Source organism: Arthrobacter oryzae (assembly GCF_030812315.1).
Taxonomy (GTDB): domain Bacteria; phylum Actinomycetota; class Actinomycetes; order Actinomycetales; family Micrococcaceae; genus Arthrobacter; species Arthrobacter oryzae_B.
In genome coordinates this window covers 310,358-332,573 of record NZ_JAUSSM010000001.1, presented here as the reverse complement: position 1 = coordinate 332,573, position 22,216 = coordinate 310,358, and the positions used below count along the sequence as shown (strand labels likewise).

Annotated in this window: 23 protein-coding genes; 13 read left to right on the top strand and 10 right to left on the bottom strand. The window is 65.4% G+C overall.

What is annotated here, in order from left to right; all coding sequences use genetic code 11:
- The first annotated feature begins 25 nt into the window (after positions 1-25).
- Positions 26-733, top strand: a complete 708-nt coding sequence (gene thiE, locus J2S97_RS01615; protein WP_307045930.1) for a thiamine phosphate synthase — start codon at positions 26-28, stop codon at positions 731-733.
- Between the two features lie 8 nt (positions 734-741).
- On the opposite strand, the gene J2S97_RS01610 is transcribed toward thiE, so the two are convergent.
- Positions 742-1,416, bottom strand: a complete 675-nt coding sequence (locus J2S97_RS01610; RefSeq protein WP_307045928.1) for a ferritin-like domain-containing protein — start codon at positions 1,414-1,416, stop codon at positions 742-744.
- Between the two features lie 41 nt (positions 1,417-1,457).
- On the opposite strand from J2S97_RS01610, the gene J2S97_RS01605 reads away from it, so the two are divergent.
- From J2S97_RS01605 to J2S97_RS01595, 3 genes are all read left to right on the top strand, one after another.
- Entirely contained in the window at positions 1,458-2,927 is a 1,470-nt protein-coding gene (locus tag J2S97_RS01605; RefSeq protein ID WP_307045926.1) for an RNB domain-containing ribonuclease, read from the top strand.
- A 288-nt stretch (positions 2,928-3,215) separates the two neighbouring features.
- Entirely contained in the window at positions 3,216-4,964 is a 1,749-nt protein-coding gene (locus J2S97_RS01600; RefSeq protein WP_307045924.1) for a DEAD/DEAH box helicase, read from the top strand.
- An 8-nt stretch (positions 4,965-4,972) separates the two neighbouring features.
- On the top strand, positions 4,973-5,845 hold the full coding sequence (locus tag J2S97_RS01595; RefSeq protein WP_307045922.1) for a DNA-methyltransferase: 873 nt from the start codon (positions 4,973-4,975) through the stop codon (positions 5,843-5,845).
- 80 nt (positions 5,846-5,925) lie between these two features.
- Here the strand turns inward: J2S97_RS01595 and J2S97_RS01590 are convergent, their stop codons facing one another.
- Positions 5,926-6,774 (bottom strand): PHP domain-containing protein, encoded by an 849-nt coding sequence (locus J2S97_RS01590; protein WP_307045920.1) that lies wholly within the window; start codon positions 6,772-6,774, stop codon positions 5,926-5,928.
- 85 nt (positions 6,775-6,859) lie between these two features.
- Between J2S97_RS01590 and J2S97_RS01585 the strand changes: the two genes are divergently transcribed.
- On the top strand, positions 6,860-8,452 hold the full coding sequence (locus tag J2S97_RS01585; RefSeq protein WP_307045918.1) for an aminopeptidase P family protein: 1,593 nt from the start codon (positions 6,860-6,862) through the stop codon (positions 8,450-8,452).
- A 61-nt stretch (positions 8,453-8,513) separates the two neighbouring features.
- On the opposite strand, the gene J2S97_RS01580 is transcribed toward J2S97_RS01585, so the two are convergent.
- Positions 8,514-9,398: a general stress protein gene (locus J2S97_RS01580; RefSeq protein ID WP_307045916.1), complete on the bottom strand. Its 885-nt coding sequence runs from the start codon at positions 9,396-9,398 to the stop codon at positions 8,514-8,516.
- A 76-nt stretch (positions 9,399-9,474) separates the two neighbouring features.
- On the opposite strand from J2S97_RS01580, the gene J2S97_RS01575 reads away from it, so the two are divergent.
- The 3 genes from J2S97_RS01575 to J2S97_RS01565 are packed head-to-tail and all read left to right on the top strand — an operon-like array spanning position 9,475 to position 12,600.
- Complete coding sequence (locus tag J2S97_RS01575; RefSeq protein WP_307045914.1) at positions 9,475-10,758, top strand: magnesium transporter MgtE N-terminal domain-containing protein; 1,284 nt, start codon at positions 9,475-9,477, stop codon at positions 10,756-10,758.
- A complete protein-coding gene (locus J2S97_RS01570) occupies positions 10,739-11,461 on the top strand; it encodes a DUF1003 domain-containing protein (protein ID WP_307045911.1) in 723 nt (240 codons plus the stop codon). Before J2S97_RS01575 ends, J2S97_RS01570 begins: the two co-directional genes overlap by 20 nt.
- 11 nt (positions 11,462-11,472) lie before the next feature.
- Positions 11,473-12,600, top strand: a complete 1,128-nt coding sequence (locus tag J2S97_RS01565; RefSeq protein WP_307045909.1) for an Mrp/NBP35 family ATP-binding protein — start codon at positions 11,473-11,475, stop codon at positions 12,598-12,600.
- A gap of 21 nt (positions 12,601-12,621) precedes the next feature.
- On the opposite strand, the gene J2S97_RS01560 is transcribed toward J2S97_RS01565, so the two are convergent.
- From J2S97_RS01560 to sigE, 3 genes are all read right to left on the bottom strand, one after another.
- Positions 12,622-13,023, bottom strand: coding sequence for a Sec-independent protein translocase TatB (locus J2S97_RS01560; protein WP_104172173.1), 402 nt, complete (start codon positions 13,021-13,023; stop codon positions 12,622-12,624).
- 81 nt (positions 13,024-13,104) lie between these two features.
- Positions 13,105-14,016, bottom strand: coding sequence for an anti-sigma factor (locus J2S97_RS01555; RefSeq protein WP_307045907.1), 912 nt, complete (start codon positions 14,014-14,016; stop codon positions 13,105-13,107).
- A gap of 161 nt (positions 14,017-14,177) precedes the next feature.
- Positions 14,178-14,807, bottom strand: a complete 630-nt coding sequence (gene sigE / locus J2S97_RS01550; protein WP_307045905.1) for an RNA polymerase sigma factor SigE — start codon at positions 14,805-14,807, stop codon at positions 14,178-14,180.
- 326 nt (positions 14,808-15,133) lie between these two features.
- Here sigE and J2S97_RS01545 point away from each other — a divergent pair, with 326 nt between their 5' ends.
- Positions 15,134-15,766, top strand: a complete 633-nt coding sequence (locus J2S97_RS01545) for an O-methyltransferase (protein WP_307045903.1) — start codon at positions 15,134-15,136, stop codon at positions 15,764-15,766.
- Between the two features lie 45 nt (positions 15,767-15,811).
- Here J2S97_RS01545 and J2S97_RS01540 read toward each other — a convergent pair whose 3' ends face one another.
- The 4 genes from J2S97_RS01540 to J2S97_RS01525 all read right to left on the bottom strand — a co-directional run bounded on the left by J2S97_RS01540 (position 15,812) and on the right by J2S97_RS01525 (position 18,728).
- The gene (locus J2S97_RS01540) at positions 15,812-15,979 is read right to left on the bottom strand and encodes a DUF3117 domain-containing protein (protein ID WP_009357720.1); all 168 of its coding nucleotides are present in this window, start codon (positions 15,977-15,979) and stop codon (positions 15,812-15,814) included.
- 258 nt (positions 15,980-16,237) lie between these two features.
- Positions 16,238-17,470, bottom strand: a complete 1,233-nt coding sequence (locus J2S97_RS01535) for a hypothetical protein (protein WP_307046533.1) — start codon at positions 17,468-17,470, stop codon at positions 16,238-16,240.
- Positions 17,471-17,520: 50 nt separating this feature from the next.
- Positions 17,521-17,883 carry a DivIVA domain-containing protein gene (locus J2S97_RS01530; protein WP_307045899.1) on the bottom strand — a complete coding sequence of 121 codons (363 nt, stop codon included), beginning with the start codon at positions 17,881-17,883 and terminating at the stop codon, positions 17,521-17,523.
- A gap of 23 nt (positions 17,884-17,906) precedes the next feature.
- Positions 17,907-18,728 (bottom strand): LOG family protein, encoded by an 822-nt coding sequence (locus J2S97_RS01525; protein WP_307045897.1) that lies wholly within the window; start codon positions 18,726-18,728, stop codon positions 17,907-17,909.
- Between the two features lie 164 nt (positions 18,729-18,892).
- Here J2S97_RS01525 and J2S97_RS01520 point away from each other — a divergent pair, with 164 nt between their 5' ends.
- From J2S97_RS01520 to J2S97_RS01505, 4 genes are all read left to right on the top strand, one after another.
- Positions 18,893-19,648 (top strand): amino acid ABC transporter ATP-binding protein, encoded by a 756-nt coding sequence (locus J2S97_RS01520; RefSeq protein ID WP_307045895.1) that lies wholly within the window; start codon positions 18,893-18,895, stop codon positions 19,646-19,648.
- A gap of 69 nt (positions 19,649-19,717) precedes the next feature.
- Positions 19,718-20,605, top strand: a complete 888-nt coding sequence (locus tag J2S97_RS01515; protein WP_307045893.1) for a glutamate ABC transporter substrate-binding protein — start codon at positions 19,718-19,720, stop codon at positions 20,603-20,605.
- A gap of 94 nt (positions 20,606-20,699) precedes the next feature.
- Entirely contained in the window at positions 20,700-21,350 is a 651-nt protein-coding gene (locus J2S97_RS01510) for an amino acid ABC transporter permease (protein WP_307045890.1), read from the top strand.
- Positions 21,347-22,204 (top strand): amino acid ABC transporter permease, encoded by an 858-nt coding sequence (locus tag J2S97_RS01505; RefSeq protein WP_307045888.1) that lies wholly within the window; start codon positions 21,347-21,349, stop codon positions 22,202-22,204. The genes J2S97_RS01510 and J2S97_RS01505 overlap by 4 nt, the downstream gene beginning before the upstream one ends.
- Positions 22,205-22,216: the final 12 nt, after the last annotated feature.

Here is a 22,216-nt window from a genome sequence, read left to right as displayed (position 1 = left end):
AGTTTAGAGGAACTAGGCTGGTGCCATGACCGAGCAAGCCGCCCTCACCGACGCCCGCCTGTACCTCTGCACCGACGCCCGCACCGGCCGGGGCGATTTCGAAGACTTCGTTGATGCCGCCTACGCCGGCGGCGTTGACATCATCCAGCTCCGCGACAAGAGCATTGAAGCCGCCGAGGAGCTCGAGCTGCTTGAAGTGCTGGAGGCTGCGGCCCGCCGTCACGGCCGGCTCTGGTCGGTCAACGACCGAGCCGACATCGCCTCGCTCGCCGGTGCCCCCGTGCTCCACATCGGGCAGAAGGACCTGCCCTTGGCTTCGGCCCGGAAGTTCCTTGGCGATGACGCCGTGATCGGCCTGTCAACGCACAGCCAGGAGCAGATCGACGCCGCGATCGCCGCGTCAGCAGGTCCCGGACGACTGGACTACTTCTGCGTGGGACCGGTGTGGGCCACTCCCACCAAGCCGGGCCGGGCCGCCGTCGGCGTCGACCTGGTCCGCTATGCAGCCGGGGCCACCGGCAAAACAACAGGCAAAACAGCTGCCGACGCGGCTGACGGGACAGTGGAGGGTTCGCTGCTGCCTTGGTTCGCCATTGGCGGCATTGACCTGAGCAATGTTGAACAGGTCGTGGCAGCGGGCGCCCGCCGGATCGTAGTGGTCCGAGCCATCACCGACGCTGACGATCCCGCCGGAGCGGCCAAGTCGCTGCTGGAGGCTCTCGACGCCGGGTAGCAGTAGAGCTAGCCGGTCAGGCCGAGCTGCGTCATCCGCCGGGAATGGTTTTCCGCCAGGCCTGCGATTAGCCCGCTGACCGGCTCTTTCGCTGCGGCGTTGTCCTCGCCGCCGATCAGGCTTCCCAGGAACCCATGCTCGTAGCTGACCCGCTGTGCCTGCGTCAGTGCTTCGCCCAGCAGCCGCCTGCTCCAGAGCGCAAGCCTGGACGCGAGTCGGGGGTCATCGGCGAGGGCGCTTCTGAGCCGTTCGCGGAGCACCTCCGTCGTCTCCTCGGAGTCCTGGATCTGTTCGATGAGCTCGCGCGTTCCGGCATCCACATACTGCGAGATGGCCCGGTAGAAGTCGGCAGAGACCGTGTCGATGACATAGGCCTTCATCAGTGATTCGTACCAGTCGGCAGGGCGCGTCCGCGAGTGGAAGTGGTCCACGGCTGCCTGGAACGGCAGCATGGCGTCCTCGGCATCGATACCCATGTCCGTCAGCCGGGAGCTCACCAGCTCGTAGTGCCGGAACTCCACCACGGCAATCCTGCCGAGCACTGCCCGGTCGTGGAGGGTAGGCGAATACCGCGCGTCAGCGGAGAATCTCTCGAAGGCCGAAAGCTCCCCGTAGGCCATCATTCCGAACAGGCCTGCGACGAAGCGGTTGTAACGAGCGGTGTCAGCAGGGGATGAGCTCATCATTCAAGACTAATGGCGCAAATCGAGCTAACCTGACTTTCGTGTCACATCATCGCCTGACCCCAAGTGTCCACGAGCAGACCAACCGGCTGGCCGAGGCGCTGCACGCGCTCCGGACGGAGTTGGAGCTGCCCGGGCCCTTCCCTGATGATGCCCTCCAGGATGCGCTGGCGGCCATTGCGGAGCACAAGATGCCGGACCTCGACCTCACGGATGTGGAATTCGTGACCATAGATCCCCCGTCCTCCACAGACCTGGACCAGGCCCTTTTCATTGAACGGTCCGGCGAGGGCTACAAGGTGCTCTATGCCATCGCCGATGTGCCGTCCTTCGTACAGCCCGGCGGGGCACTCGACGCCGAAACCCGCCGCCGCGGGCAGACATTCTACGCCCCCGACGGGCGGATTCCACTCCATCCGGAAATCATCAGCGAGAGTGCCGGCAGCCTGCTTGCCGGCCAATTGTGCGCCGCCTTCGTTTGGGAGTTCGAACTGGACCAGGCAGCACACGTGCAGTCCGTGCTGGTGCGGCGGGCCAGGATCCAAAGCCGGGCGAAACTCAGCTATCGGAACGTCCAGGCGGACCTCGATTCGGGCACAGCCGGCCCGGTGCTGCAGCTCCTCAAGGAGGTGGGGCTCAAACGCGTGGAACTGGAGAGGCTGCGCGGGGGCGCCAGCCTGAACATGCCGGACCAGGAAATCCAGCAGCTGCCCGACGGCGGTTACCGCATCGTCGCGGCGCCTTCCCTGCCGGTGGAGGACTGGAACGCGCAGATCTCCCTGATGACCGGCATGGCGGCCGCGGACCTGATGCTTGAAGGCAAGGTCGGCATCCTGCGCACCATGCCGGCACCGGACGAACGCTCCCTCCTGCATTTCAAGCGGCAGACGCACGCACTGGGAAAACCCTGGGACGGCCAGGCCAGCTACGGCGAGTACCTCCGGTCCCTTGATCCCACCGACCCGCGGCAGCTGGCCATCATGCACTCCGCCGGCATGCTGTTCCGGGGCGCCGGCTACACACCCTTTGACGGGACGGTTCCGGATGACGGCATCCAGTCGGCCATCGGGGCGGCATACGCACATACCACCGCCCCGCTGCGCCGGCTGATCGATCGTTTTGTCCTGGTGATCTGTGAAGCGCTGAGCAACCGCACAGCCGTTCCCGGCTGGGCCCGCGAGGCACTCCCCTCCCTGCCGGAAATCATGGCGGCCTCGGACCAGCTGGCGGCCCGGATGGAACGGCTGGCGCTCGATACCGTGGAGGCGGCCCTGCTCATCAACCATGTGGGGCAGGAGTTCGACGCGGTGGTCATTTCGGGGTCGAAGCCGGGCAAGAACGGGAACGGCGGCAACGGGAACGGCAACGGACCGTCCGGCGTCATCCAGATCGCGGACCCTGCCGTGACGGCCAGGTGCCCCGGCGAGCTCGAATCCGGCACCACGGTCCGGGTCAGGCTGCTCTCGTCCGACATTGCCACGCGCGAGATCAAGCTGGAGCTGGTGGACTGACTGACGCGGCGTGCGCGGGGCGTCAGTCAGGGAAGTTGCGCTCAACGGCTAGACTGAATAAGTAGTAATGGATGCCCGGTCGTTGATTTCCTTGATTTACGAATTCAACAAGCCCGCCCCTACGCGATCTTGAGACACACCCGCTGGTCCCCAGTGCCAGCATTTAGATAGCCCGCGATCGGCTTCCACTGGATTTGCTTGCGCGCCCGAGCGTGCTCCGGAACGGCCTTGCGGCCGGCCCCGTTGAGCAGGCAGCGCCAATGCCCAAATGAATAAGGAAACTCCCCTGTGAGTGAATTGCACACGCACCAACTTTTGACCGACGACACCGGCACGGAATCGATCGAGCCGGAAGAGACCATCATCTCGGACGAAAAACCTCATGAGATCGAGGAGAAGTCCTTCGCGGACTTCAACGTCCGCGCCGACATCGTGGAATCGCTGGCCGACGCCGGGATCACCCACCCCTTCCCCATCCAGGCGATGACCCTGCCGGTGGCTCTTGCCGGCCACGACATCATCGGCCAGGCCAAGACCGGCACCGGCAAGACCCTGGGCTTCGGTATTCCCGCGCTGCAGCGCATCGTGGGCCGCGACGACCCCGGCTTCGACAAGCTGGCAGTCCCGGGCGCACCGCAGGCACTCGTGATTGTGCCGACCCGTGAACTGGCCGTCCAGGTTGCCAAGGACCTGGAAAACGCCGCCAAGAAGCGTAACGCACGCATTGCCACGATCTACGGCGGCCGCGCCTATGAGCCCCAGGTGGATGCCCTGCAGAAGGGCGTCGAAGTTGTTGTCGGCACGCCCGGCCGCCTGATCGACCTGTACAAGCAGAAGCACCTGAGCCTGAAGAACGTCAAGATCGTCATCCTTGACGAGGCCGACGAGATGCTGGACCTCGGCTTCCTGCCCGACGTCGAGACGCTTATCGCCGGAACCCCGGCCGTCCGCCAGACCCTGCTGTTCTCGGCAACGATGCCCGGCCCGGTCATCGCCATGGCCCGCCGCTACATGACCCAGCCCACCCACATCCGCGCAGCCGATCCGGACGATGAGGGCCTGACCAAGCGGGACATCCGCCAGCTCATCTACCGTGCGCACAGCATGGACAAGATCGAGGTCGTCTCGCGCATCCTGCAGGCCCGCGGCCGTGGACGCACCATCATCTTCACCAAGACCAAGCGCACGGCCGCCAAGGTGTCGGAGGAACTCGTGGACCGCGGGTTCGCTGCAGCCGCCATCCACGGCGACCTCGGCCAGGGCGCCCGCGAGCAGGCCCTGCGGGCCTTCCGCAACAACAAGGTTGATGTCCTGGTGGCCACGGACGTCGCGGCCCGCGGCATCGACGTCGACGACGTCACGCACGTGATCAACTACCAGTGCGTTGAAGACGAGAAGATCTACCTGCACCGTGTTGGCCGCACCGGCCGCGCCGGCAACAAGGGCACGGCCGTCACATTCGTTGACTGGGATGACATGCCGCGCTGGGGACTGATCAACAAGGCCTTGGGCCTGAGCGTGCCCGAGCCGGTGGAAACCTACTCCTCCTCGCCGCACCTGTTCGAAGAGCTGGACATCCCTGAAGGCACCAAGGGCCGCCTGCCCCGCGACAAGCGGGTGCTCGCCGGCGTCGACGCCGAGGTCCTGGAGGACCTGGGCGAGACCGGCAAGAAGCCTGGGCGGGGCAGCGGACGCGATGGCGGACGCGATAACTCCAAGGACAGCGCCCGCGGAACCGGACGGGACAGCGGACGCGGAGCCGGACGGGACAGCGGACGCGACACCCGCCGCAGCGGCAGCGAGGCCGGCGGACGGTCAGGTGACCGCCGTCGTCGTACTTCCGACAGTGGTGCCGCAGCCGCTCCGGCGGCAGAGGCAGCACCCGCAGCCGCAACCGCAACTGCATCCGCGCCGGCCGAGGTGGACCGCGCTACCCGCGCACGACGCCGCACGCGCACCCGCCGCCGCAACGGCGAAGTAGTGGGTGGCGGAAACGCAGCGCAGGACGGCGCACAACACGGCAACACCGAGGCCTAAAACCCTCAATGACTGACACCGTCTGGGCGCCGGACGGCAGCAACCTGGTGGTACACGCGGACAACGCGGTGTACCTCCCCACGCTGCCGGACGGCGCCTTCACACTCATTTACGTCGACCCGCCCTTCAACACGGGCCGCTCCCAACGCCGCCAGCAGACCACCATGGTGCGCAACGCGGACGGCGACGGCGACCGCGTGGGCTTCAAGGGCCGCTCCTACGACACGATCAAGGGCGCCCTGCACAGCTACGACGACGCGTTCAGCGACTACTGGTCCTTCCTGGAACCAAGGCTCGTGGAAGCATGGCGGCTGCTGGCCGACGACGGCACCCTGTACCTTCACCTTGACTACCGTGAAGTGCACTATGCCAAGGTGATGCTGGATGCCATCTTCGGCCGCGAGTGCTTCCTGAATGAAATCATCTGGGCGTACGACTACGGCGCCCGCGCCAAGTTCCGCTGGCCCACCAAGCACGACAACATCCTCGTGTACGTCAAGAACCCGGCCAGGTACCACTTCGACAGCGCCGAGGTGGACCGTGAGCCGTACATGGCCCCCGGCCTGGTCACTCCCGAAAAGCGGGAACTGGGCAAGCTGCCGACGGACGTCTGGTGGCACACCATCGTCTCCCCCACCGGCAAAGAGAAGACCGGCTATCCGACGCAGAAGCCCGAAGGCCTGATCCGCCGCGTGGTGGCCGCCTCAAGCCGTCCGGGCGACTGGTGCCTGGATTTCTTCGCCGGCTCAGGAACGCTCGGTGCAGTGGCCGCCAAGCTCGGCCGGAAATTCGTCTGTGTCGACGAGAACCAGCCTGCCATCGACGTCATGGCGGGCCGCCTCGCAGCCCACGCGACGTTCACCTCGTTCCCGCCCAACTGACTCGCATTTAACGTCGTCATTAGCGGTTTTCAGAGCGTTAACTGCCAGTCAGTTGGGTCACGGTTCAGGAACGGAAGAGTTCACGGACGGACGACGGCGGTGCCGGTTGCCAGCTCTTCGATCCTGGCCAGGACATCAGGCGAGGTCAGGTTCTCCCCCAGCAGGTTCGGCTTGCCCGTGCCGTGGTAGTCGGAGGAGCCCGTCACCAGCAGCCCGTGCTCCTCCGCGAGCGCACGGAGGTACGCCCTGCCATCCTCAGGGTTGTCGCGGTGTTCGATCTCCAGACCGGCTAGGCCGGCGTCGATCATTTGCAGATAGGTCCGCCTGCCCACGATGCGGCCCCGCGCTGACGCCACCGGGTGGGCAAACACCGGAACGCCGCCCGCCGACCGGACAAGCGCCACGGCCACCGCCGGATCCGGCGCGTAATGCTGGACGTAATACCGGGAACGGGACGTCAGGATCGACGCGAAGGCCTCGGTCCGGTCCGCGACCACGCCGGCGGCCACCAGGGCGTCGGCAATGTGCGGCCGGCCCAGCGTTGCACCGGGGGCCACGTGGTGGATAACGTCGTCCCAGCTCAGCGGGTAGTCCTCGGCAAGGAGGGTGACCATGCGTTCGGCCCGGGTGAGGCGCGCATCCTTGGCCTTGGTGATTTCCTCCAGCAGCCCGGGATGTGAGGGGTCATGGAGGTAGCTGAGGAGGTGGACGCTGATGCCCTCAGCGGTCCGGCAGGAAATCTCCATGCCGGGCACGAAGGCAACGCCTTCCGCGCGGGCCGCCAGCGAGGCCTCGGCCCAGCCGTCCGTGGAGTCGTGGTCGGTCAGTGCCACCACGTCCAGGCCCGCCGCTGCCGCGGCCCCCATCACCGTTGCGGGCGCCTCCGTGCCGTCGGAAACATTCGAGTGGGCATGCAGATCAATCCTCACTCGCCCAGCCTAGTAGATGGCCGGCGTGGATGGCCGGTGCAGTGTCCGGTGGCCCGGGCCGCGCCGCTGGTGAGACTATGGGACGGTGAACGATGCAGATAACGCCTACAACGGTGAAAATACAGCAAACCAGCCCCTCGAAGAGCGCGTTAACAACCGCTCCCAGCGGCCCAGTTCCGACGCTTTCAAGGCCTTTATGGCCAGCAACTGGGCGCCGTCGGCACAAGAGCTCCCCGATCGGGACGCCGTCGCCGACCACGCCGCCACACGACGTCGCACCATTTCCGGCCTGTTCAAAGGCGAACGCCTGGTGATCCCCGCGGGTCCGCTCAAGGTCCGCTCCAACGACTGCGACTACCGCTTCCGCCCCCACTCCGGCTTCGCGCACCTGACCGGCCTGGGCCTGGACCATGAACCCGATGCCGTGCTGATCCTGGAACCGGTCGAAGAAGGAAAGGGCGACGACGGCGGGAACCACCGCGCCACGCTCTACTTCCGCCCCCTGGCCGGCCGCGACACTGAGCAGTTCTACGCCGATTCCCGTTCCGGCGAATTCTGGATCGGTGCGCGCCCCACGCTCGCTGAATTCGAGCGGAGGCTGGGCCTTGCCACCGCGCACATCGACGAGCTTGAACTCGCAATCACCAAGAATGTGGGCGCCCCTGAAATCGGCGGCATCTCCATCCGGCTGGTGCGCAAGGTGGATGAGAACATCGACGCCCTCGTGGACACAGCCCGCTACAACACGGCCAAGGACCCGGACAACCTCGACCTGGGCGTGCTCGATGCCCTCGACGAGAAGCTCACGGAAGCCCTCTCCGAGCTCCGCCTGCTGAAGGACCAGTGGGAGGTCGAGCAGATGCAGATCGCCGTGGCTGCCACGGTGGAGGGGTTCACCGAAGTGGTCAAGGCCCTTCCCCGGGCCCTGACGCACCAGCGCGGCGAACGCGTGGTCGAAGGCGCCTTCTTCGCCCGTGCCCGGGAAGAAGGCAACGAGCTGGGCTATGACACCATCGCGGCATCCGGCAACAACGCCACTGTGCTGCACTGGACGCGGAACACGGGCACGGTCAACGCCGGTGACCTGCTGCTCCTGGACGCGGGCGTAGAAGCTGATTCGCTCTACACCGCCGACATCACGCGCACCCTGCCGGCCAACGGAACCTTCACGGACATCCAGCGGAAGGTCTACGAGGCGGTCCTGGATGCAGCTGACGCAGGCTTCGCCGCAGCCCGGCCGGGCACCAAGTTCCGGGACATCCACACAGCCGCGACCACCGTCCTGGCTGAGCGCCTGGCTGAGTGGGGACTGCTGCCGGTGTCCGTCGAGGAGGCCATCAGCCCCGAGGGCCAGCAGCACCGCCGCTGGATGCCCCACGGCACCAGCCATCACCTGGGCCTCGATGTGCACGACTGCGCCCAGGCCAAGCGCGAACTTTACCTGGACGGTGTCCTCACCCCGGGCATGGTGTTCACGATCGAACCCGGCCTGTACTTCAAGAACGAAGACCTCGCGATTCCTGCGGAGTACCGCGGCATCGGTGTCCGGATCGAGGACGACATCCTGATGACCGCCGACGGACCGGTAAACCTCAGCGCGGCGCTCCCCCGCAAGGCCGACGACGTCGAGTCGTGGATGGCCGGCATCTACCAGGAAATCGACCAGCAGCAGCCCTAAGACCCACGCAAGAGGCCTCCGCCCGGATCTTGTCCGGACGGAGGCCTTATGTGTCCCCGGGTTACTGCTGAGTGTTGCCCTCGGCAGGCTCCTGCTTGGGGCCTTCCTCCTGTTTGGGGGCATCGGATACGCGGACGCCATACTGCGGCCGGCCGTCGGGCAGGTCCGGGTAGCGAACGGCGGGCGTCGGAGCCGCCCGGTGCTGAGGGTGTTCTTCGCCAGCGGCGGGCGTTCCGTGGCCCGGGGAGCCGGCCACATGGGCGCCGGCGGACGGCTGGTTCCCGGCCTCAGGCGTCCTCTGGCCGTAAGGATCGTTCCAGCCGGCGGGCCGTTGCGGTCCGGTTCCCTGCTGTGGACCCTGCTGGTGCCCGGGCTGCTGGAACGGCTGGTTCTGGTAGCCGCCCTGACCGTACGGCGCTGCCCCTGCGGATGCATCTGAAGGGGTCATGGGCAGCTGCTGGAGCATGCGCCGCGCCTCGTGGGAGGCTTCAGCCGCCACCACGACGTCGTAGTTGGTGGCCACCACCTGGCTCGTTGAGGTGAAGTCGCGCTTCCCGCGCTGCATTGCGTAGGTGACGATGCCGAAGAGCATAAAGAACGCCGCACCCATGAGCACCGAGGTCACAATCGAGAAATAACCGCCGGTCGGCGAGAAGAAGGACAGCATAACCCCGACAAACAGGCCAAACCACATACCGCTCAGTGCACCGGACAGAGCGACCCTGGGGTAGCTCAGGCGGCCGGTGACGCGCTCCACCATCTTCAGGTCGTTGCCCACGATGGACACCAACTGGACGGGGAACTGCTGGTCCGCGAGGTAGTCCACCGCCTTCTGGGCGTCCAGGTAGGAGGTATACGAACCGACGGTGTCCCCGGTCGGAACCGTGCGGAATTCGTCCGGCCCGTTAGGGACACCGGCCTTGGGAGCACCAAAAATGTTTGACATACATCCATTCTTGCCCATCCGGCTGTACGGAGGCTGAAATTCAGCTAAAAGAGAGCAGACTCGGTAGCCTGTACAGGTGAGCACAAATCTTTCGCGGGTGTTTGTTGCGCGCCTTCTCGGACTGGATGTCTTCGACCCCCTGGGCGACCGGCTCGGCAGGCTGCGCGATGTCGTCGTGCTCTCCCGCGGCACCCGGGGCGCACCCCACGTGGTGGGCATCGTGGTGGAGGTACCCGGCAAGAAGCGGGTATTCGTCCCGATGACCCGGATCACGTCGATCGACCAGACCCAGGTGATCTGCACCGGACTGGTAAACCTTCGCCGCTTCGAACAGCGCGGCGCGGAAACGCTGGTGGTGGCCGAAATGTTCGACCGCCGCGTGACCCTGGCGGACGGCAGCGGCGACGCCACCATCGAGGACATCGCGATGGACCGGCACCGTTCCGGTGACTGGTTCGTCAGCAAGCTGTTCGTGCGCCGCGGCCACTCCCTCTCGCCGCTGAGCCGGCTCCGCCGCAACGAAACCATGATCATCGACTGGGCCGACGCGCAGCAGGGTGCCAAGACGGAGCCCCAGGCCGCCACCCAGTTCGTCGCGACGCACGAAGGCCTGAAGCCGGCCGACTTCGCCGAAGCCCTCCAGGAGATGAGCGACAAGCGCCGCTTCGAGGTGGCGAGCGAACTGCAGGATGAGCGCCTCGCGGACGTCCTGCAGGAGATGCCGGAAGGCGACCAGGTGGAGATTCTCTCCGCCCTCGACGTCAACCGCGCTGCCGACGTCCTTGAAGAAATGGATCCCGACGACGCCGCCGACCTCCTCGCCGAACTCCCCTCGGCCCAGGCCGAGGAACTGCTGCAACTGATGGAGCCCGAAGGTGCCGAGGATGTCCGGCGCCTCCTCGAGTACGACGAGGACACCGCCGGCGGCCTGATGACGCCTGTTCCGGTCATCCTCCCGCCCGAAGCCACGGTGGCCGAAGCCCTGGCCCACGTCCGCCGCGAGGAACTCTCACCGGCCTTGGCGTCGTCAATTTTCATTGCCCGGCCCCCGCTGGAGACGCCCACCGGAAGGTTCCTGGGGGTGGTCCACATCCAGCAGCTGCTCCGCTTTCCTCCGCCCGAACCGCTTGGCAACCTGGTGGACAAGACCCTCGAACCCGTCTCGGACCATGCGCATATCAGCGAGGTGGCCCGGACCCTGGCCACCTACAACCTGAACTCACTTCCCGTGGTCAACGCCGACGGACGCCTCGTGGGGGCGGTGACTGTTGATGACGTGCTGGATCACCTGTTGCCCGATGACTGGCGTGCCCACGAGGACGACGTCCCGATAAGGAAGCTTGGAGGCCGCATTGGCTGATATCACCTCCTCACGAAACTCCCACACCAGGCCGGGCAGCAAGGCCGCAGGCAAAGGCAGCCTCGATACGCCACTGAGCGGACGCCAGCGCATTCTTCCCAAGTTTTCGCCCAATCCAGATGCGTTCGGCCACGCCACGGAAGGCTTTGCCCGTTTCATGGGCACGCCGACCTTCCTGGTCTACATGACGATCTTCTGCGTCTTCTGGCTGGTCTGGAACACTTTCGCGCCGGAGGCCTGGCAGTTCGACTCGCAGGCCCTGGGCTACACGCTGCTTACTCTGATGCTGTCCCTCCAGGCCTCCTATGCGGCCCCGCTGCTGCTGCTCGCCCAGAACCGCCAGGACGACCGCGACCGGGTGTCCCTCCAGCAGGACCGGCAGCGCGCCGAACGCAACCTCTCCGACACCGAGTACCTCACCAGGGAGCTGGCGTCCCTGCGCATCGCGCTCCGCGAGGTCGCCACGCGCGACTACGTCCGCGCCGAGCTCCGCAGCCTCCTTGAGGACATGCTGGAGGCGCAGGAGGAACTCCGCACCCATGATCCGTCCGGCGCCGGCAGCCACGAGTCGCCCAAGGACAAGGTCAAAGAGAAGCTGAAGGAACGCCGCGACAAGCAGCGCAACCCGCGCACCCAGCAGATCCCCAAGGTCAAACCGGACAAGCCCGGCTACCCCGCGCACCTCAATACCCCCGAAAGCTGAGCCCTGACCGCATGAGCACCCCCCTGGCCCAGGCAGTGGACGCTGCACTGGCCACTGTCATCGACCCCGAACTGCGGCGCCCCATCACCGAACTCGGCATGGTGGAGTCGGTGGACATCGCCGACGACGGCCTGGTCCGGCTCGTGGTGTTGCTCACCATCGCCGGCTGTCCGCTGCGCGGCACCATCACCGCGGACTCCGAGGCAGCGCTGTCGGCAGTCCCGGGCGTCACGGGCGTCGACGTCGAGCTGAAAGTCATGACGCAGGAGCAACGGGATGCGCTGAAGGAGCAGCTTCGCGGACCCGGGGGACAGCGGGGCATCCCGTTCAACCAGCCCGGCTCCCTCACGAAGGTCTTCGCGGTGGCCAGCGGCAAAGGCGGGGTGGGCAAGTCCTCGGTCACAGTGAACCTCGCCTGCGCCATGGCTGCCCAGGGCCTGCGAGTAGGCATCATCGACGCCGACGTGTACGGGTTCTCGGTGCCGGCACTGATGGGCATCGACCAGTCCCCCACCCGCGTGGACGACATGATCCTCCCCCCGGTCGCGTACGGGGTGAAGGTCATTTCCATCGGAATGTTCGTCAAGGGCAACCAGCCGGTGGCGTGGCGCGGGCCCATGCTGCACCGGGCGCTTGAGCAATTCCTCACCGACGTCTACTTCGGCGACCTGGACGCACTGTTCCTGGACCTGCCTCCGGGGACCGGGGACATCGCCATCTCGGTGGCGCAGCTGCTTCCGAAGGCCGAGATCCTGGTGGTGACTACACCCCAGACGGCGGCCGCGGACGTCGCCGAACGTGCCGGCGCCATCGCGACGCAGACGGGTCAGTCAGTGGCCGGCATTGTGGAGAACATGTCCTACCTTGAAATGCCCGACGGCGGCCGGATGGAACTTTTCGGCAGCGGCGGCGGGACTGTCCTCGCCGAGCGGCTGAGCGCGACCGTCGGGGCGGAAGTGCCGCTTCTGGGCCAGATTCCCCTGGACATCCTGCTGCGCGAGGGCGGCGACACGGGCGAACCGATCGTGCTGGGCAGGCCGGAGACGCCGGCGGCGAAGGCACTGACGGGGATTGCGGGCAAGCTCGCCGCGCGGCCGCGCGGGTTGACGGGGATGAAGCTGGGCCTCCAGCCCAGGTAACTGGGCCAGTCCAAATCCGGCCTAGGTGGCCTCGGAGTCGAAGGGTGCCCGCTCGCCGTCGGCCAGGCGCTCGATGACGCGTGCGGGACGTTCTTCGGCATAGGACGCGGCGGAGGCTGCGGCAACTGCCGCAACCGCGGCAGGGGCGCCGGCGCTGACGGGCTTGGTGTCGTCGTCGAGCAGCGCTTCCTTGATGATCCGGCGGGGATCGTACTGGCGCGGGTCGTATTTCTTCCAGTCAACGTCGTCGATGTCGATGCCGACTTCGTCTTTGATCTGTTCCCGGGCGCCGGACGCCATCCGGCGGACTTCCTTCACCAGGTTTGCCAGTTTCTGGGTGTATTCGGGCAGGCGGCTGGGGCCGATCACCAGGACGCCAATGATCAGCAGAAGGAGAAACTCCGGGCCGTTGATTCCAAACACTTTAGGAAGATTACCCTCTCCGGCATGCTGGTGACGATTCTGACGCGGGCCGCACCGCGCACGCCGCAAAGCACAGGTTGATCATGGTGTGAAAAGCTCCATGATGCGCCCCATTCCGCGCTGGAGCCTCGCAGGCAGGTCCTCCGCGGCGGCCGCGGCAACACTGTCGGTTCCGGTCCCCTTCGGGCCGCCCACGACACTGTGCGCAGCAGTCGCGGAGCCAGCACGGATCAGCTCTGCCACGCCGTCGTCGGCCTTGTCCGCGGGTAGATCCGAAATGTAGGTGAACGTGACGTCGGAGGTCTGGTAGATGGCCTTCCACGGCGCGGATGCGTTGATCCACAGCACCCCGCCGGCAGGAGCACCGCCGTCCGGTACAGGGACAAACCCGTCTTCGGCGGCGGGACGTCCCGTCAGGATGTTCGTGGGCGAGGACACCGCTGCCGCTGGCGAACCGCCCGCCTGGCGTACCTGCGGGTGCTGTTCCAGGACAGTGGCAAAGTGCTTCCCGTCGGTCAGCCTCAGCTCCAGGACGCCCTGCCCCGAGACCGCTTCACGCCGCGCCCAGAGCATCTGGAAGCCCAGGTTCCGGAGTTCCGGGCAAGACCAGCCCTGCGCGCGGAGGCCATCGAGTTCCGCGGACGTCAGCATGCCGGCCGCGGACACAGCACCGGGCGAACTGGCACCGCCGGGCGGGAGGACGCCGTCAAGCGACTGCGCCCCGAAGGTGGCTGCCTGCTGCTGGAACGACGGTGCGGAGACACCGGCCGCCGTGGGCCTGGGATCACCAGCCAGGAAGTAGGCAGCGCAAGCAACAACGCCGGCCGCGGCCATGGCACCGCCTGCGGCGAGGCCGACCGCCTTGACTGCCGGAGTGGCAGGAACGGACGTGCGGGAAGCCGGGGCGGCTGGCGCCATGGCGAGTTGCTGCGTCCGGGCAAGCAACCTTGCCGTCAGGTCGTCGCTGGCCGCGGGAATGGCCGCCCGCCGCATCCGTTCAAGGTACTGGCGCTCACGCCATAGAAGGGACGCGCACTCGGGACAGGATTCAATGTGTTTCGTGCTGCGTCCGCGTTTGCCCCGTGGCAGGAATCCGCGCGAACAGTTGCCTCCAAGGCCACCCAGCAGGTTTCTCAGCTGACCCATGGAGCCGATCAGAGGATGCCGGCGATGCGTGGCATCTTGAGCCGCGGCTTGAGGGACTGCCGGGTTCGGGGGTCCCGGTGCGCCAGTTTCTCGCGGAGCATGGTGCGGCCGCGGTGGATGCGGGACCTTACGGTTCCGAGTTTGACGCCGAGCGCTTCGGCCACCTCGTCGTAGGACAGGCCCTCAAGATCACAGAGGACGACGGCGGCGCGGAAGTCCGGCGGCAGCTCCTCCAGGGCGGCCTGCACGTCGAGGTCCAGATTATTGAATTCGAAGCTCTGTTCCGGGCCGGGTTCGCGGCCGGGCAGCCGGGATTCGGCGTCTTCGGCGAGGGCGTCAAAGCGGATGCGGCTCTTGCGCCGGGCCTGGTCCAGGAAGAGGTTGGTGGTGATCCTGTGGAGCCAGCCATCGAGCGTGCCGGGCTTGAAGTTCTCCAGCGACCGGAAGACGCGGACGAACACCTCCTGGGTGAGGTCCTCGGCGTCGTACTTGTTGCCGGTCAGGCGGTAGGCAAGCCGGTAGACCTTGGCGGAGTGGTTCGTGACCACTTCTTCCCATGTCGGCCTGACCCACTCGGCTTCCGACTGTGCGGCTGGATCTTCAATTGCCGGGACAGGTGCCACAACTGATGCTGACATCGTCCACTCCCCTCGTGGATGGAACTAACGCCTGGGCGGTTCTGGCACCAGTCGGACTGACACCAGTGCTTCGGCGCCGATCACCTCCTGGATGAGCGGATAACCATCATTTCAAAGTTGGCTGGGAATTTCCTGACTTTCGCCGGCCTTCAGCCTTGGGCGGAAACCAGCGCGCATTGCACACTGGATTTGACGCCCGAATATGGTGGTCCCCGTCACATCTGGGCGTAGCCACAGCCTGCCGCGCCGTCACCTCCGGGCCGGGCACCGCCGGACACAGTACGCTGTTAGAAACAATCCCCCTGCCGCCCAGAAAGCGAATCCTCATGAGCGCCGATAAGTCCACGAGCTGGTCCTATGCAGAAGATCTGCCTGCCGAGGATGAAGTCCTGCTGCATGCTCGTGAGCGCTCCTTTGAGCTGGGCGTGACTCCGGTGGGACCGGGCGTTGGCGCGGTGCTGACCGTACTCGCGAAGGCCTCCAAGGCGCAGACGGCTGTGGAAATCGGAACCGGGGCGGGCGTATCGGGCGTCTGCCTGCTTCGCGGGCTCGGCCCCCAGGCGGTGCTGACCACCATCGACGTCGACGTGGAACACCTCCGGGCCGCGCGGGAGGCCTTCCAGGAAGCGGGAAGCCCCGCGAACCGTACCCGTACCATTTCCGGCCGGGCCGGAGACGTCCTGCCGCGCCTCACAGACAGCGCCTACGACCTCGTGTTCATCGATGCGGACAAGCCGAACATTCCGGGATACGTGGAGCAGGCTATCCGGCTGCTGAAGTCCGGCGGCCTCCTGATCATCAACGATGCCCTGGACAAGGACCGCGTGGCCAACCCGGCAGCCCGCGACTCCACCACCGCGGTTCTTCGCCAGGTGGGCAAGTCAATCCGTGACGACGACCGCCTGGCTTCGGCGATGCTCCCCACCGGCGACGGACTCCTGGTGGCAGTCAAAAAATAAGGAAGGGCCCGCAGCCTTCCGGCCGCGGGCCCCGCCCCACCAAAACTATTCGGTAACGCCGACGAGGCATTCCTTAAGGTTTGCCGCCTCTGCTGCGTTAAGTTCGACCACAAGCCGCCCCCCGCCTTCGAGCGGCACACGCATGATCAAGCTGCGGCCCTCTTTGGTTACTTCCATAGGGCCGTCGCCGGTGCGTGGTTTCATAGCCGCCATGAGGAAAATCCCCTCCAATAGTCCCAGGACCTACCAGCCCGGGCGGGCTGTGGCCGCGTCGTCAAACAAGCCGCTATGGCGGCCTAGCAGCTGCCGCCATGGCTGAACAGTTATGAATGCAATTTTTGAGTCCAACGGGCTCTGCAATTTGTTCATGCTTAACCCCTATTATCCTGTAATTACCCGCCTGTAGCTAATTGATGGATTTTCTTCATCGCTTGGAAAATTGTGCTCCGTGCCATAGCGGCCCGGTCCGGCTCACGGCGGATAGTCTCCCCCGCCAGGCAGTTGCGCCCAGGCCCACAGCCACACGATCCACACGATCTGGAGCAGCAGGAACATGGTGACCACCGCCCCGCGATAGGCCCGCGACCGCGAGATCAGGGCCGCACTCAGCGCGAGCGGAAACAGCGGCAGCAGCATCCGGAAGGTGCTGGTCTGGGGGTGCAGGAACACCAGCAGATACCCCATGTAGCAGACGCACCAGAGCCGCAGCTCGGCCCCTAGCGCCACCACCGGCGAGGACGTCATGAATAGCCCGAAGAGGGCCACAAACACGAACGGTGCAAGGACTCCCAGCACGGGGCCAAAAAGCTGGATCCCGGTATCGAACCACGGCCTGAAGGGCACCAGGTCGTGGCCTCGCCAGACGGTTTCCGTCTTGGTATAGGCCGCGGGGTCCCCGGTCACGGCCCACGCGATGGCAGGCCACATCAGGGCGCTGAGTCCGCTGACTGCCGCCAAAGCTGCCAGGGAAAGAATCTCACGCCGGCTGTGCGGGAGCGGGCCGTCGCTGTCCGGGGCGGCGGGACGGGTCCACTGCCACACGCGGTAGGCGAGCAGCCCTCCGACCATGGCGGCAAAGGGGACGCCTGTTGGCCGGGAGAGGCACATCAGGACAACCACCGGCATGGCCCACAGGTATCGCCGCTGCATCACCAGGAGCAGTGCCGACGCCAACAGCAGCAGGCTAAGGGATTCGGCATACGGCACTTGGAGCACCGCGGCGACGGGAAAGGTGGAAAAGAAGACCACCGCCCACAGCGCCGTGCGGTGGCCGGTTTTATGCCGGAAGAGGCAGTACACCACCAGGGCGGCGCCCAGCCCGGCTGCCATCGCAATGAAGGTGAGGGAAAGCGCGGGGTCCAGCCCGGTCATTGCCGACAGTGCCCTCCCCAACATCGGGAACAGCGCGTAGAAAGCCCAGGCGTTCTCCTGGACGTTGCCGCTTTCGTCGACGGGAAGTTGGCTCGGGTACCCGTTCCGGAGTACTTCGCCGTACCAGCGGGCATCCCAGATATTGATGAAGTTCCAGTAGTCCGGCTTGGCGGGAAACCACGGATTGACGCCCTGGTGCAGGGCAGCCGCCATGAAGATGCAGGCGCTGACAATCCGCGCGACGGCGTACACGGCAGCAACCTGCGCCCACCATGGCCATACGCCCGAACGCGCGGAGGCGGACGCGACAGTTCTCCGGACCAGGCCGTTCAGCCCCCGGTTATCTCCCGGTGTCTCCTTCCCGGCGGAAGTGTCCGGTCTGCTCAAGGCCCGCTCTCCCCGGGTTGCGCCGGGGCATGGAGTTCCGCGCGCAGCCGTTCAATTTCACGGTCCCTGGAAGCAAGCTGGTCACGGAGTTCGTCCAGCACCTGGTCAACCTGGTCCATACGGTAACCCCGCAAGCCAAGGGCGAACCGTACCCGGTCGACGTCGGCAGGCGAGGCCTCAGCGGGGAGGAGCACCGGGGGCAGGGAGGCTACGGGCTCGTCGAATCCGTCCAGAAGCGGGGAGCCGTCCGGCCGCCGCCGCCGCCGAAATATACCCGACGCGCCATCAGCTCCGAAGAAGAGTGCGGCGCCGATCAGCACGATGGCGAGGAAGATCAGGAAGAAACTCACAGGATCCATCGTGCCAGACCTCGGCGCGCCCGCTATTCAGGGCGCTGGTTGCCGTTCGGCCCGCCGTTGCTGCTGCCGGTGCCCGGCGCGGGACGGATTGCGCCGTGGATGACGAGGTCCACCGCATGGGCCGGCTCGTCCACGACCTGGATGAGGCCCAGGTCCTTCTCGGAAATCATCCCGTCTTCCACCAGCGTGCCCCGGATCCACTCGAGCATCGGTCCCCAGAACGCAGTGCCCAGCAGCACGATGGGGAACGAAGTGACCTTTCGGGTCTGCACAAGCACCATGGCCTCGAAGAGTTCGTCCAGGGTGCCCAGGCCGCCCGGTAACACAATGAATCCCTGCGCATACTTCACGAACATGGTCTTGCGTGCGAAGAAGTAGCGGAAGTTGATGCCAAGGTCCACCCATTGGTTGAGGCCCTGCTCGAAGGGAAGCTCGATGCCGAGACCCACGGATACGCCGTTGCCTTGGACAGCGCCCTTATTCGCGGCCTCCATGGAGCCCGGTCCGCCTCCGGTGATGACGGCTACCCCGGCCTCCGCCAGTTTGCGGCCCACTTCGACGCCCAGTTCGTAGTAGGCGGAGCCAGGCTTGGTGCGGGCGGACCCGAACACGCTGACCGCCGGACCGAGGTCGGCGAGGGCGCCGAAACCTTCCACGAATTCGCTCTGGATCCTGAGCACCCGCCACGGATCAGTGTGGACGAACTGACCGGGTCCCTTGGTGTCCAGCAAGTGCTGGTCCGACATCTCCACCGCTGCCTGTTTGCGGCGCAGCTCCAGCGGACCCTTGTGACGGGTGGCGATGGGAGGTACTGGAGTTGAAGAAGACTGCGGATCGGTACTCATCCACCAAGGCTAGCGCGCTTCTCCAACCCCGTCTGTCCGGCACGTCCGAACCCGCACCTGACGGCGTTCAAGCCGCTGACCAGCAGGTATCTCTTGAATTACGATCTGTAGGAACTTGGAGTGATTGCCGTCATATCTCGCTAATGTTCGCTAGATTCTCTCTTATGACTACTCAAGTGCCCGGCGATGCTCTCGTCTCCCTGAAAGCCGTGAATAAGCACTACGGCCAGCTGCACGTACTCAAGGACATCAACCTGAACGTCCGCAAGGGCGAGGTTGTCGTGGTCATCGGACCGTCAGGTTCCGGTAAGTCCACGCTTTGCCGGGCCATCAACCGCCTGGAAACCATCGATGACGGCAAGATCGCCATCGACGGAAAGGAACTCCCGGAGGAAGGCAAGGAACTCGCCAGGTTGCGCGCCGACGTCGGAATGGTCTTCCAGTCCTTCAATCTCTTCGCGCACAAGACCATCCTGGAGAACGTCACCCTTGGCCCGATCAAGGTCAAGGGGGTGCCCAAGGAACAGGCCGATAAGGACGCCATGGCCCTCCTCGAACGCGTCGGCGTTGGACACCAGGCGCCCAAGCTTCCGGCGCAGCTCTCGGGCGGCCAGCAGCAGCGTGTGGCGATTGCCCGGGCGCTGGCCATGAAGCCGAAGGTCATGCTCTTTGATGAGCCCACCTCGGCCCTTGACCCGGAAATGATCAACGAGGTCCTTGACGTCATGATCCAGCTGGCCAAGGAAGGGATGACCATGATCGTGGTCACCCACGAGATGGGCTTCGCCCGAAAAGCCGCCGACCGTGTGGTGTTCATGGCCGACGGCCAGATCGTCGAGGATGCGACGCCTGAGGAGTTCTTCACGAACCCGCAAAGCAACCGTGCCAAGGACTTCCTCTCCAAGCTCCTCACTCACTGATTCCCCGAGATCGCACCTACTCAGTTCGCACCCAGGCCACTACAGTGGCCGCCAATGAAAGGAAATGTCATGAAGGCATTTTTGACACGACGGAAGTCCTTTGTGGTTGCAGCCTCAGCAGCCCTCGCTCTGACACTGAGCGCTTGCGGCGGCGGCGGCACCGGTACCACCAGCGACCCCACCGTCGCCGAGAAGCCCACCTTTGCTGCCGGCAGCACCATGGAGAAGCTCGCCTCCGCCGGATCCATCAAAATCGGAACGAAGTTCGACCAGCCGCTGTTCGGCCAGGTGGGCCTGGACGGGAAGCCCATTGGCTTTGACGTCGAAATAGGCAAGCTGATCGCCGCCAAGCTGGGCATCGCAGCGGACAAGATCGAATGGTCGGAAACCGTCTCGGCCAACCGCGAACCGTTCATTGAACAGGGCAGGGTGGACCTGGTGATCGCCACGTACACCATCAACGACAACCGCAAGCAGGTCGTCAGCTTCGCCGGCCCGTACTACGAAGCCGGCCAGGCACTGATGGTGAACAAGGACAACGACTCCATCAAAACGCCCGAGGACGTCAAGGGCAAGAAGGTTTGCTCCGTGACGGGCTCCACCCCCGCAGCCACCATCGTGGAAAAGTACGGAGCCGAACTCGTTCCGGCTGCCACCTACAGCGCCTGCCTCGAGCCGCTGCGCAACAAGCAGGTCGAAGCTATCACCACCGACAACGTGATCCTCGCCGGTTTCGTAGACAAGGAACCTGACGCCTTCAAGCTGGCCTCGGACGAAACCTTCACCAAGGAGCCCTACGGCATCGGCCTGAAGAAGGACGACACCGTTTTCCGCAACTGGATCAACGACCAGCTGGAAGAGTTCGCCAAGGACGGGTCCTACGAGAAGGCCTGGGAAGCAACCGCCGGTGCCGTCATTAAGACTGCCCCGGAACTCCCGGCCATCAACCGTTACTAGGTAACGACGGCGGTTGCCGGGGACGGGCTCCTGAGCGCATCCCGGCAACCGCCACTCCGTTCTCGCCCGCCTACGCCCAGAGCCGAAGGATCCTATGGACGTCATCATCGAAAACCTCCCTCTCTATTGGGAAGGCCTACTCCGCACCCTTTTCCTGTCTGTCGTCTCCGGGATCATCGCGCTTATCGTCGGAACACTCCTGGCCGCAGCCCGTGTCTCCCCCGTTGCAGCCCTCCGCGGTTTCAGCACCGTGTATGTGGAAGTCCTCCGGAACACTCCGCTGACCATTGCCTTCTTTTTCGCAGCGATCGTCCTTCCCCGCCTCGGCGTTACGTTCCAGCAGTTCGAGGTCGCTGCGATCATCGCCCTCAGCGCCTACACGGCGGCCTTTATCGCCGAAGCTGTCCGCTCCGGCGTCAACAGTGTCCCGCTCGGCCAGGCGGAGGCCGCACGCAGCATCGGCATGGCGTTCGGCCAGGTACTTTCCCTCATCATTCTGCCGCAGGCTCTCCGGACGGTGATCCCGCCACTGATCAATATCCTGATCGCCCTCGTAAAGAACTCCTCGGTGGCCGGCGCGTTCTTTGTGCTTGAACTGTTCGGCTATGGCCGCCAGTTGGCCAACGCCCACGGAGACCAGGTCATGACCGTGCTGCTGGGCGTAGCGTTCTTCTATCTGCTCCTCACCGTTCCGTTAGGCATCCTGGCCAGCACGGTGGAACGAAAGGTGGCGATTGCCCGATGACTTCAGTCCTCTACGACGTCCCCGGCCCCAAGGCCCGCCGGGTATCCCTGATCGGTTCTGTGGCCGGAACTGTCCTGATCGTTGGACTCCTCGCATGGATCGTCATGACCCTCGCACAGCAGGGCATTTTTGAAGGACGCCGCTGGGCGATCTTCACGCGGGGTGACGTGTGGATGCTGCTCGGCAACGGCCTCGGTGCCACGCTCAGCGCCGCCGCCATCGCCGCCGTCATTGCGTTCCCCCTGGGCCTGATGCTGTGCCTGCTGCGGATCTCCCTGATCGCCTGGATCAGGGTCCCCACCCGCGTGGTCCTGGAGTTCCTGCGTGGCATGCCCGTTGTCCTGATGATGCTGTTCGTGCTGCTGGTGTTCGGGACCAGTCCCTTCATTGCTGTAATTGCCGGGCTGGTCCTGTACAACTCCGCCATTTTCGCGGAGATCATCCGGGCCGGTATCCAGTCGCTGCCCAAGGGACAGCGGGAGGCCGGCCTGACCATCGGCCTGACCAGTTTCCAGTCCCGGATGCTCGTCGAACTGCCCCAGGCCGTCCGGCGCATGATGCCCTCGCTCGTGGCCCAGCTCGTTGTGCTGCTGAAGGACACGTCCCTCGGTTACATCGTGGCGTACGGCGAGCTGCTTCGGGCGGTCCAGGTCATGGCGGACTTCCTGGGTAACGCCTACCTGTTCCCGATCTTCTTCGTGGCCGCGGCTATCTACATCGCGATCAACATTTGCGTCTCCCGCATCGCTGTCTGGATCGAACGCCGCGGCTCCAATAAGGCCGCCGGCGGCGTGGCCAAGGCGCCAACCGCCGTCGTTGCACCGGAACTGCCGGAAGTCCGGGAACCCAAGTAGCAGTATCGAGTA